At 32.6% G+C, this 11,996-nt stretch carries 13 protein-coding genes; 3 read left to right on the plus strand and 10 right to left on the minus strand.

What is annotated here, in order from left to right; all coding sequences use genetic code 11:
* Positions 1-67 precede the first annotated feature (67 nt).
* The 8 genes from Trichorick_RS03995 to pgeF form a co-directional block, all read right to left on the minus strand.
* Positions 68-1,105 (minus strand): ABC transporter substrate-binding protein, encoded by a 1,038-nt coding sequence (locus tag Trichorick_RS03995; protein ID WP_323737747.1) that lies wholly within the window; start codon positions 1,103-1,105, stop codon positions 68-70.
* Positions 1,102-1,872: a spermidine/putrescine ABC transporter permease PotC gene (gene potC, locus Trichorick_RS04000; RefSeq protein WP_323737748.1), complete on the minus strand. Its 771-nt coding sequence runs from the start codon at positions 1,870-1,872 to the stop codon at positions 1,102-1,104. Before potC ends, Trichorick_RS03995 begins: the two co-directional genes overlap by 4 nt.
* Positions 1,869-2,711: an ABC transporter permease gene (locus Trichorick_RS04005; protein ID WP_323737749.1), complete on the minus strand. Its 843-nt coding sequence runs from the start codon at positions 2,709-2,711 to the stop codon at positions 1,869-1,871. Before Trichorick_RS04005 ends, potC begins: the two co-directional genes overlap by 4 nt.
* Positions 2,704-3,804 (minus strand): spermidine/putrescine ABC transporter ATP-binding protein PotA, encoded by a 1,101-nt coding sequence (gene potA, locus Trichorick_RS04010; protein ID WP_323737750.1) that lies wholly within the window; start codon positions 3,802-3,804, stop codon positions 2,704-2,706. Before potA ends, Trichorick_RS04005 begins: the two co-directional genes overlap by 8 nt.
* A 392-nt stretch (positions 3,805-4,196) precedes the next feature.
* Positions 4,197-4,829 (minus strand): outer membrane protein, encoded by a 633-nt coding sequence (locus tag Trichorick_RS04015; RefSeq protein ID WP_323737751.1) that lies wholly within the window; start codon positions 4,827-4,829, stop codon positions 4,197-4,199.
* A gap of 210 nt (positions 4,830-5,039) precedes the next feature.
* The gene (fdxA, locus tag Trichorick_RS04020; protein ID WP_323737752.1) at positions 5,040-5,363 is read right to left on the minus strand and encodes a ferredoxin FdxA; all 324 of its coding nucleotides are present in this window, start codon (positions 5,361-5,363) and stop codon (positions 5,040-5,042) included.
* Positions 5,360-6,064: a heme ABC transporter permease CcmC gene (gene ccmC, locus Trichorick_RS04025; RefSeq protein ID WP_323737753.1), complete on the minus strand. Its 705-nt coding sequence runs from the start codon at positions 6,062-6,064 to the stop codon at positions 5,360-5,362. Before ccmC ends, fdxA begins: the two co-directional genes overlap by 4 nt.
* Positions 6,064-6,798 (minus strand): peptidoglycan editing factor PgeF, encoded by a 735-nt coding sequence (gene pgeF / locus Trichorick_RS04030; protein WP_323737754.1) that lies wholly within the window; start codon positions 6,796-6,798, stop codon positions 6,064-6,066. The genes ccmC and pgeF overlap by 1 nt, the downstream gene beginning before the upstream one ends.
* Here pgeF and Trichorick_RS04035 point away from each other — a divergent pair.
* Entirely contained in the window at positions 6,797-7,636 is an 840-nt protein-coding gene (locus tag Trichorick_RS04035) for a type I glutamate--ammonia ligase (RefSeq protein WP_323737755.1), read from the plus strand. The two genes, pgeF and Trichorick_RS04035, sit on opposite strands and share 2 nt — an antisense overlap.
* A gap of 181 nt (positions 7,637-7,817) precedes the next feature.
* Here the strand turns inward: Trichorick_RS04035 and Trichorick_RS04040 are convergent, their stop codons facing one another.
* Both Trichorick_RS04040 and Trichorick_RS04045 read right to left on the minus strand, forming a co-directional pair.
* A complete protein-coding gene (locus Trichorick_RS04040; protein ID WP_323737756.1) occupies positions 7,818-8,564 on the minus strand; it encodes a YaaA family protein in 747 nt (248 codons plus the stop codon).
* Positions 8,561-9,388, minus strand: a complete 828-nt coding sequence (locus tag Trichorick_RS04045; protein WP_323737757.1) for a YihY/virulence factor BrkB family protein — start codon at positions 9,386-9,388, stop codon at positions 8,561-8,563. Before Trichorick_RS04045 ends, Trichorick_RS04040 begins: the two co-directional genes overlap by 4 nt.
* A 260-nt stretch (positions 9,389-9,648) precedes the next feature.
* On the opposite strand from Trichorick_RS04045, the gene Trichorick_RS04050 reads away from it, so the two are divergent.
* Entirely contained in the window at positions 9,649-10,023 is a 375-nt protein-coding gene (locus tag Trichorick_RS04050; RefSeq protein WP_323737758.1) for a helix-turn-helix domain-containing protein, read from the plus strand.
* Positions 10,024-10,184: 161 nt separating this feature from the next.
* Positions 10,185-11,996, plus strand: coding sequence for an aspartate--tRNA ligase (gene aspS, locus Trichorick_RS04055; protein ID WP_323737759.1), 1,812 nt, complete (start codon positions 10,185-10,187; stop codon positions 11,994-11,996).

Raw genomic sequence — 11,996 nt, forward strand, 5'->3', positions numbered from 1 at the left:
CTGCAATTTTTTCAACTTTTCATTTACTCGCAGTATACGTACAGAAGTTTAACAATTTGATAGTCAATTATAATTGACTATTTGTTTTTAGTTTTTCCCAATACATCTCATGAATATTAATTACTTTTCCTAAATCTTCATGAAATAACCCATTTTTAATCACTTCTTTTGGTGGAAAAATGGCCTGATTATTTTTTAAATCTGGATCAATAATTTCTAACATTGCTTGATTTGGTACGCTATATCCTAGTTCTTCAGCAATTTGCTTGGCAATTTCAGGTCTATGAATAAAGCTAATAAACTTATAAGCATTGTCTAAATTTTTTGCACCAACTGGTATAGAAAAATTATCAAATGATAAAACAGCACCTTCTTTAGGGTAAATAAATTTTAAATTAGGATTTTCTTTCATGGCGATATAGGCTTCGCCATTCCAATTCATACCAATAATCACTTCTTCACTAATGTATGGTACCTTAGTAGATTCAGAAGAAAATAATTTTACATTAGGAATCAAGCTTGTTAGTTTCTCGTATGCTTGTTTTATATGGACTTCATTCGTTTCATTACCGCTATATCCTAATAAAGTTAAAGCGGCATGAAAAACTTCTCGCATATCATCAACCAACATCACTTTGCCTTTATAATTAGGATTAAATAAGTCTCCCCAACTGTCAATATTATCTTTGATATAAGCAGTATTGTATAATATACCAGTATAAGAAAACATAAATGGTATGCTATATTCATTATTAGGGTCAAATGATTGATTAAGTGCATCTGGGTCAATATTTTTAAAACTAGGAATCTTACTTTTATCTATTAATTGCAATAATTTATCCTGCTTCATTTTGCCGATAAAATAACTTGAAGGACAAACAATATCATAACCTGCTTTATCACCTAAAAGTTTCAGCTTTGAATACATTGACTCATTATTATCATAAGTAGATAATACTACCTGTACCCCAGATTCTTTAACAAACTCATCTATAACTTTTTGCGGTAATTCTTCAGCCCAGCAATATATATATAACTTCTGCTCATTTGCTTGAGCTGAGATCGAAATTACTGAAAGTAGAATAATAAAAAGTAATTTTCTCATTTTTTATTCCTCATAATTAATAATTGGGCAGTCACTATTAAACTAATAGATAAAAATAAAATAATTGCACAAATAGCATTAACTTCTGGCTTAACTCCTACCTTAGCCATAGAATATATTAATAATGGTAAAATTTCAAAAGTTGGACCAGTAACAAAATGGCTCACTACAACATCATCAAATGATATGATAAAAGCCAGCAACCATGAAGATAAAATAGTCGGGAAAATTATCGGTACTATAATTTTCCATAAAATACAAAAATCACTAGCTCCCAAATCTTTTGCCGCTTCAATAATATTTTTATCAAAAGATTTTAGCCTAGTCAGGATCGTAATTACCACAAATGGTAAACAAAAAGCAATGTGGGCAATTAATAAAGTAATAAAACCTAATGGCACTTGCAGTACCATGAAACAAATTAAAAAGCTTATACCCATCACAATCTCAGGCATAACTAGTGTTAGATAAATTAAAGCTTTTGAAAACTCTTTAAAACGATAATCATATTTAAAAAAGCTAAACACCGAGATGCAGCCGATAATAGTTGCCAATGTTGCTGCAATTGTTGATACAGTTAATGAATTAATTGTTGCTTTAATTAAAGCAGGATTATATAAAAACTTTTGATACCATTCTAAAGTAAAACCGCCCCAATTTATTCCATATTTTGACGCATTAAACGAATTAGTAATAAGTACCATAATTGGAAAATATAATGCTAATAAGAATAATATGGTATAGATAAATTTACAACACCTAATCATTTTGTTTTATCCATACTATCTTTAGATAATATCACCCAGAATGCCATCATTATAAATAGCGTCATACAGATTACTGAGCCTACTGGCCAATTACGTACAGTCAAAAACTGATTTTTAATTAAATTACCAATCATCATGTTTTTTGCTCCACCAAGGATATCTGATATGTAAAACATTCCTAAAGCCGATAGAAAAACAAACATACATCCAGAGATAATACCAGGATAGCTCATGGGAAAAATCACTTTCCAAAAAACCTGAAATTTTGAAGCACCAAGATCAAGCGCTGCTTCAATATACATGCGATCTATCTTTTCTAAGGCTAGATATAAAGGTAAAATCATAAAAGGAATTAGCGCATAAACCAAGCCTAATACTACCGCATAATCATTATATAATAAACTAATTGGTTGTTCAATAACCCCTACTTTGAGCAATAGCTTATTGATAAAACCATTGGTTCTCAATATTGGAATCATTGCATAGCATCTAATCATTGAACTAACCCAAAAAGGGATCATAGCAAACATTAAACATAAATTTTTAACTACCTTGTTTTCAATGCGAGAAATAATATATGCAAATGGATAGCCACAAATCAGGCTGTAGATAGTAGCAAGCGCAGCAATCTTAAAAGAATATAAATAGATAGTGAGGTAGGTATTAGTAAAAATTACCCGATAATTTTCTAAAGTAAATTCAAAGTTAATTAACTGTAGTTCGTCATATTTTAAAAAACTGGTGAATAATATCAGACTGTTAGGGATTAATACGAATAGCGACACCCAAAATAAGGTAAGAGATATAGCACTAGACTTAAATGAAATTTTACTAATCATCGGCTAAAATCACTTCCCAATTAGCTACCCAACTGACAACTACTTTTTGTCGACTGGTATATTCAAAATTTTCAGCATCTTCGTCAAAAAACTCACTAGCCTTTATCTTCTTGCCATTAGCTAATATAATTAATGAATCAAGCGTAGCGCCTTTATAAATAGTGCTCTCAACAACACCAATAATCTTATTGCTAGTATCTGAAGTTTCAGCTAGTGTTTCTATTCTAAGATCTTCAGGTCGGAGTAATATTTTTATATTATCACCTGTTTTAAAGTTATGAACGTTCGGTAGAGTATAATTAATTATACCCTCAATGATTACCTTAAGGTTATCACCATCAACTTCCATAACTAATCCATCAAAAACATTAATCTCTCCAACAAATTGTGCTACAAAAAGATTCTTTGGTGATTCATAAACTTCTATAGGATTACCAATCTGTTCTATTTGACCCTTACTCATTACTACTACTCGATCTGCCATCGATAAAGCTTCTTCCTGATCATGAGTAACAAACACAAAGGTAATGCCAAGTTTTTTATGTATCTGCTTCAATTCAAACTGCATTTCTTGCCTGAGCTTATAGTCTAAAGCACTTAGTGATTCATCAAATAATAATACTTTTGGTTGTTTGATTATTGCTCTCGCAATTGCTACTCGTTGTTGTTCTCCGCCAGATAATTGACTTGGCCTGCGCTCAGATAGTCCGTCAAGCCTTACTATCTTACATACTTGATCAACACTAGTTTGGATAAAATCTTTGCTTTTACCTTCCATGGTTAAGCCAAAAGCAATATTTTCATATACTGACATATGAGGAAAAAGAGCGTAATTCTGAAAAACTGTATTAACTTTTCTTCGGTTAGGCGGGACTTTATTTACATTCTGGCCATCAATGATAATATCACCTGAATCAGCGTTTTCAAAACCGGCAATCAACCTAAGTATAGTGGTCTTACCACTTCCAGAAGGTCCAAGTATCGAAATAAATTCACCTGCATAGATAGCTAGAGTAAGATTCTTAATAATACTTGTATTGTAATAACTTTTACTGACATTGATCAGTTCGATTACCGGAGTTTGTGCGTTCAATTCTTAATTATCCTCAAATATATTTGGTTTTTACTTAGTTCATGAAGTGGTTTTTGAAACACTCGCTATCATCCTGTATAAGTTTAGTAACTTGGTTTTAAAATTACTGAACTTAATGCAATTCTGTACATAGTAATTCCGTACATAGTAGTCATCCCGAACCTCACAGTAGTCATCCCGAAACAAGTTCGGGATGACACACGAGCTGCCGGCGATAACCGTAGACATTTCTCGGAAAAGCGCAAATGCTCTTGAATCTTCTACCTGTTAGCATGACATATAAAAGATTCTACTATATTTGTTAAAATCAGTAAATGAGAACTATGTGTTTATCAATAAAAAAGGACGCTAATTACTTAGCGTCCTTCAACACACTTGATTAAATGCAATTATTAAATATCAAATCTGATACCAAGCAATAAATTGTGTCCTTTATAAGCAGTTGTACCACTTGCTTCTTCACCTTTCTTAGCTTTTGTTTTACCAAAATCGATCCATCTATAAGCGAATTCAGCATTAACTCCAGGAGCTACTTCAGCAGCAGTACCCAATGTTAACTGATAAGCAGCATTATTCTTTTTCTTACTTGAGACATTTCCATTAGCACTATCAGTCATTTTTTCTTTAACTTGAGACCAACCAACACCAGCACCAACGAAGACTTTAGCAACACTAATATCAAATAAATCTACGTAACCATTAGCCATTAAGGCATAAATTGTGCCTTTATGTTTCACTGTAGTATTAACTCCGTCATTAGCTTTACCAGTTTTTTTCATTTCAGGATTTACTGGCGTAACGAAAGTCAAATCAACTCTAGTATTATCCATGACATAGTAACCAACACCTAAATCAAAAATTGCAGCTGTTTTTCCTTTCATTTTTAGCCCAGTATATTTATCTTTAGCTTTGTTTAGGATTATTCCACCAACATTAGCTTTGACATAAAACATATTTTCAGTACCTGCTAGTGCTGTTGTAGATAAAACAGCGCTGACTGCTGTAGCTATAAGTAATTTTTTCATAAAATATCTCCTTAAAATCTATTACTGTGTAATTAAAACCATAGTTAAGCTAATTTAGCATAGCTAAAAATACCCTCTATGAATCACCAGCAATAAATATCATTATTATTTAAATGATGATAGTATCAACGTTAAAGATCGATTATTTGACGGTATTTATAAATAGCAGTAGTGACAAAAAAACAACTAAATTACGTTGAAAATTAATGATTATAAATCATTAGATATATATTTTTTGAACTTATTTTGTTCATGTTTATATTTTTCAGCGTCTGGTAATGCCGCTTTCGTACTCGTAATATTAGGCCAGGTTTCAGCAAATATCTTTGCTCGCTCTACCCATTCTATTAATTCCGCTGATTCCGGTTTAATGGCATCGATTGGGCATTCAGGTTCACATACTCCACAATCTATACACTCATCAGGATTAATTACCAACATTAACTCTCCTTCGTAAAAACAATCAACGGGACATACTTCAACGCAAGTAGTATACTTACATTTAACACAACCATCCGTTACCACATAAGTCATCGCAGCATCCTATTCAATTTTAGTTGATTTAATAAAATCTGGGTTCTTATAAACAATATTAATAAAAAATAACATATAAAACTAATAAACATTAGCATTAATGGTAATAACATTGAGCTATGAATTGTTGGACTACCTAATCTTAAAACGCTTGCCGGTTGATGTAAACTATACCATATATCTACAGAGAATTTTACAATTGGCACGTTGATAAAACCTATCAGCGCAATCACTGCAGCCGGTTTTTCAGCTCTGGATATATTGTCACCACTATTGACTACCGCTAAATAACTAAGATATAAAATTAGCAAGATTAACATTGAAGTCAGTCTTGCATCCCATACCCACCAGGCTCCCCATATTGGCTTTCCCCATAAAGAGCCGGTAACCAAAGTAATCAAAGCAAAAGCTGCACCTGGTACAGCAGCAGCAATAGCCAACAAATATGATAGTTTGGTATTCCACACTAGATTGATTAAACTACAAACTGCAATAAAACTATATATTGTCAGAGACATCCATGCTGCCGGTACATGAATGTACATCATTTTCACCATTTCCCCTTGTTGATAATCAGCTGGCGATACTATTAGAGCTTGATATAGACCAAAGGTTAGCGATAATATAAGCATACACAGCAAAATAGGTACCAAGCGCGCGGTAAATCTAGAAAAAAAATATGGATTCAATAATTTCAACATTACTTAATAATTATTGTTGATAATATACTATGCTGTAAACTTTTACCCAAATGGCAAGATCTTCTGTAACTTGGATATTTAGTAGGAGAAGTATAGGTATCTTCTGATATTTTAGTGATTTGATTAACTCCAGATGCTACTAATTTCATTTCTACAAATGATGGTAAATCAAACATATAATGGTTAGCTTTGGTGGATGGAATAAAAAATCGCTGATAATCTGACTGTTGGTTAACAAAATCTTGATAATATTGTTGATCAACTTCATATGAAGATTGCTGGATGGCTGGGCCAATAACAGCAGCAATTATATCAGCTTCCGCTACTCGCATTTGATCAATTAAATTGATGATTATATCTGCTTTGGCGCTTTTCCAACCACAATGAGCTGCTCCAATCACCTTTCCTTTAATGCAATAAAGCAATACTGGAACACAATCTGCTGTTTGTATTGCTAATGCCAAATTATTGGTAGCAGTAACTGCAGCATCTCCTTCAGGCTCAACTTCCCCAATATTCTGAATAGTATCAGCATCAATTACTGTATTTCCATGAGTTTGATTTAAGATTAAAATATCATTTGCAGCTAATGCAGCTAATATTGCTTTTAAATTATTATCTATTTCAGCTTCATTGCTATTAGGTTTGTATTTTCTATAAACATGGCTAGACTTAGTAAATTCTCGATCAAAAATTCGATAATATACTTTATCAGTTACTAATTCTTTAAGCATGTTAAACACATATATTAATTCTATAGCAAAATTATCAGATCACTTGCAAAAACACAAGCTGTTAGAATATATAGCCACTCAATTTATCAGGGAATATAAACTAATCCCATGCATTGGCGTAGAAATAGAATTTTACCTAAGCGATCAAATTAATATTGTCGAATTTGAAAATAGGCTTGGAATCAGCGTAAAAAAAGAAAAAGGTAAAAATCAATTTGAAATAGATTTAGCACCAACTACAGAGTTAATAAATTATATTCAGCAAATAAATTCTATTCGAGTTAATATCAGTAATATCGCTTCACAATTAAATGGTCATGCAGATTTTCGTAGCAAGCCTTTTATTAATGATTATGGCAATGCTATGCATTTTCACATAAGTTTTATTAATACACTTAATTATCATCCTCACGCAGGAATGATATTAAAATTAGATGATAGCTTTTTTACGCATGCAGCCAGAAGTCTATGCCACTTTATGCTTGATAGTTTACTGATTTTCTTGCCAGAAGAAGAGGATTATTTACGCTTAAACAAAAGATTTATGGCGCCGACACATGTGTCATTTGGAGGTAATAATCGAACAGTAGCCATTAGAATACCTGATTTATTACCTAGAAGACTTGAGCATCGGCTTGCAAGCTCATTAGTCGACCCTTATATTGCCATTTTCACTATTCTAAAATCAATATATCGTGGCCTACAAGATCCACAAATTATTAGAAATATACCTAAAATATATGGCAATGCTTTTGATGCACAATATAATCTGACACCATTACCAATAAGCCGTAAACACGCTCAAGAGATTTTTGACCCCTCATTTTTCTTAAAGTAATGATTTAGAGCCTGTCAGATCAGTAGATATAAGAGAGGAAGTTTTAGGAAAAACGAAGTCGAGTGCCGCAAGTAGTCTTTGAGTTTGTTTCGGAACTTCGACTGCGTTTTGAGTGAGCAAAATTACCCCTTATATCTACTGATCTGGCAGGCTCTTAGACTATTGTATCAAATCCTTTACTCTACTTTTTAATAAATACCCAATCAAATTCTGAAGATGCATGCACATTAAACTGATATCCGCCACCAATAAATGTTTTTAGCATTTCAGTTGTATCAATGGAATTCTTAATGATAAAATCAACCATTAAACCTCGAGCTTTCTTGGCGTTTAGCCCAATTATTCGCAATTTACCATTATGCTCTTCTTTAAAATAAATATTTATCATCGGATAAATCAGTAAATTCTTATCGATTACATTAGCATATTCCATAGAAGATAAATTAATTAAATATGGTGTCTGATGCTGCTTTAGCGATAGATTAATATGTTCGGTTATGATAGTTCTCCAAAAATCATATAAATTAGTACCTGGTAATTGTTGTGACATCTCAAGCCGGTATGGCTTAATATAATCTAGCGGCCTCAAAACTCCGTATAATCCGGATATGATAAAAATATGCTGTTGTAGAAAATCTGCTTGTGCTACCCTAATTGCTGATTTATCTATTTTTTTATATAAATCCCCATCATACGCAAATATTGCCTGCTTGACCGGTAGATCAGCAAAATCTGAGAATCTACGATAGTTCAACTCAGCAATCTTATCGCTGACATTCATTAATTTTTGTAACTGAGATACCGATAATTGTTGGATAATTTCTACTAATTCGGTGGTTTGTTCAGTAAATAGAGGTTCTGTGCCTATTGATAGTTTAACAGCAGATTTCCAGTCTAATGATTTTGCTGGTGAAATTATACTGATCATGCAATAGCTCTATTCTTCATCAATAAATAATTAAACTCTGCTCCATAAATAAAAAGCATATTAATTATATAAAAAAAGATCAAGGTTACGATAATACTTCCCAAAGAACCATACACTACACTTAATTGATTATAATAAATAATATTGCTAGATAATAAATGTCCACTAACTACCCAAAGAAATACTGTCAATACCGATCCCGGCAGAACATCGACAAAATTTATGCTTACATTTGGTATTATATAATATAAAGTAGAAACACTGATAAAAAGTGCAATTAGAATAAAACTATACCTAAAGAAATTTAATACCGATTCATAACCTTTAACAATTTCCAATATACTAGGTATTTTGGCTAAACCTATTGGTATAATTACTAATAAAAACATCGTAAATGTAATTAATAGACTAATTATTAAGAACTGAACTATACTAAGTAATCGGCGTCTTATATAAGTTGGCGGTGAAGTAATTTCATGTACTCGATTTAATATTGTGCGTAAACATTCGACAAATGACGATGCAGTCCAGATGCTACCAACAATTGCTAGAGTTAATAGGCTCTGCGGCGGAACTTTACTCAACTCATTTAGTCTGTTTTTAATAATATCAGTAGTATTTTCAGGCATGTTTACCAGTAAAAAATCAATGAAATTCTGCCCTAATTCCGAGGCGCCAACAAAACTTGTCAACGCTAGAAAAAAAATCAAAAATGGGAAGATAGATAGTAATATCATAAATGACATGTATCCAGCATGCTCAACTCCATCATGTTCTATGGTTCTTACTGCCGCCTGATACAAACAGCTGATAATTTTTTTCATGTTTAATAATATAATACTTCTCAGATGGAATAATCTCAGAAGTCTATTATAGTTTTATTTAAAACACAACTAATCAATAGCTTTCTGAATCTTAGTACTTAATACTTAAGATAATGGTTATGATTACAGCGTAATCATTAAAAAACATTAAATAGTTATTGCCTAAGTGCTTTAAGTATAGTAGATTTACATCCGCAGTTTGAATTTACGATATTCTAACTATTAGTTAATTAATTAATTATAATCACTTGGAGGCTGTGATGGCTAGAAAAAATAATTATATTCAAGAAGTTGATCGCTTTATTGGCGACAAAATTTATGCATTAAGATTGGCCAAAGGCTTATCTAGACAGCAACTCGCAGAAGTAATTGGCGTTACTCATCAACAATTACAAAAATATGAAAAAGGCACTAATAGAATTTCTGTTGGTAGATTAGTGCTAATTGCTAAGGCATTAAATAAAACCATAGAATATTTCTACAGTGGACTAGAGGATCAAAATACAGAACCAACGCTAACTCAACATCAACGTATGTGTATTGAAGTATCAAGAAATTTTATGAAAATACGTAGCGCTGATCACCAAAATGTGATAAACGCCTTAGTCAAATCTTTAGTTAAAGAATCAGCATAAGCTGATTCTTTAAGCATCTCAATATAACATATGATACTCGTTAGTTACTTAAATCCCCAAATGATTCCTAGATTTTGTACTTGTTCAATAGTTTTTAATTGCCATAAATAGTATTTGCTATATAAATTTATTTAAATATTCCCCTAAATATCTCATTAAATATGCATAAATATAGAACACATAATTGTAATGAGTTGCGATTACATCACGAAAATCAGATTGTTAAATTATCGGGTTGGGTACATCGCAGGCGCGACCATGGTAATTTAGTATTTATAGATCTTAGAGATCATTTTGGCCTTACTCAATTAGTATTTACCGATATCGACGCTCAGTTAATGGATCTGGCAAGTAGATTGCGATATGAAACTGTAATCACCGTCATCGGTAATGTTACTGCTAGAACACCTGAAACTATTAATAATTCGCTTGCAACTGGTGATATTGAAGTAGTAGTTAATGAGTTAATTGTTGAATCCGCAGCAGAGATGCTACCGATAATAGTTAATGGTGACCAAGAAGCTCCTGAAGAGACCAGATTGAAATATCGTTTTCTAGATTTACGTCGAGAAAAGCTGCATCAAAACATTATTTTAAGATCACAAATTATTACGGAAATACGTAATTTAATGTTAGAGAGAGGATTTACAGAATTTCAAACTCCTATTCTTACAGCTAGTTCACCAGAAGGAGCGCGAGATTTTCTGGTGCCAAGTCGTCTACATCCGGGTAAATTTTATGCGCTACCACAAGCACCACAGCAATTTAAGCAATTATTGATGATTTCAGGATTTGATCGTTATTTTCAGATTGCGCCTTGCTTTCGTGATGAGGATGCCAGAAGCGATCGTTCGCCAGGAGAATTTTATCAGCTAGATGTTGAAATGTCATTCGTAACCCAGGAAGATGTGTTTAATACTATCGAACCGGTAATGTTTCAGCTTTTTTCTAAATTTTCTGATAATAAAATAATCAATAGCCCGTTTCCAAGAATAAGCTATAAGCAGGCAATGCTTAAATATGGTTCAGACAAGCCTGATCTGCGTAATCCAATTGTAATTGCTGATGTCACGGAAATATTTAGAAACTCAGAATTTTCTATTTTTCGCGAGAATATCAAAAAAGGTTTTATCGTTCGCGCAATTCCAGCGCCAAAAGCAGCAAGTTTTGCTAGAAGCTTTTTTGATAAAATGATTGAATTTGCGGTTGCTGAAGGTGCGGGCGGCTTAGGTTATATTCAATTTACTTCTGATGCAGAAGTAAAAGGACCAATTGCAAAATTCTTAACTAAGGAGCAGTTAAGTCAACTAAAAGCACTAGCCAATTTAAATGATGGTGATGCTGTATTTTTCGCCAGTGATCTTGAACCTAAAGCTGCAAAAATTGCCGGCAAAGTACGAATTAAACTAGCAGACGAATTAAACTTATTAGAAACTGATAGTTTTAAATTTTGTTGGATTACAGATTTTCCATTTTATGAATTAAATGAAGAGACCGGTAAAATTGATTTTAGCCATAACCCGTTCTCAATGCCACAAGGAGGACTGGAAGCTTTAGAAGCAGCCACGACTGAAGAAGAATTATTGGCAATTACCGCTTACCAGTATGATATTGTATGTAATGGGATAGAATTATCTAGTGGTGCCATTAGAAATCATAAACCTGAGATTATGTATAAAGCCTTTGAGATTGTTGGCTATGATCATGACGTGGTAGATCAGAAATTTGGTGGGATGATTAAAGCTTTTAAATTTGGAGCGCCGCCACATGGCGGTATTGCTCCAGGAATTGATCGAATGGTAATGTTACTAGCAGGTACCGCAAATATCAGAGAAGTCATTGCTTTTCCTTTAAATCAACAAGCCGAAGATTTATTGATGAGCGCACCTAATTATGTTGATAATAAACAGTTAAGAGAGTTGAATATAATGCTGTCACCATCAGTACAGCTTAAACTTAAGAAAGAGATATAG

The organism is Candidatus Trichorickettsia mobilis (assembly GCF_034366785.1).
Classification (GTDB): Bacteria; Pseudomonadota; Alphaproteobacteria; order Rickettsiales; family Rickettsiaceae; genus Trichorickettsia; species Trichorickettsia mobilis_A.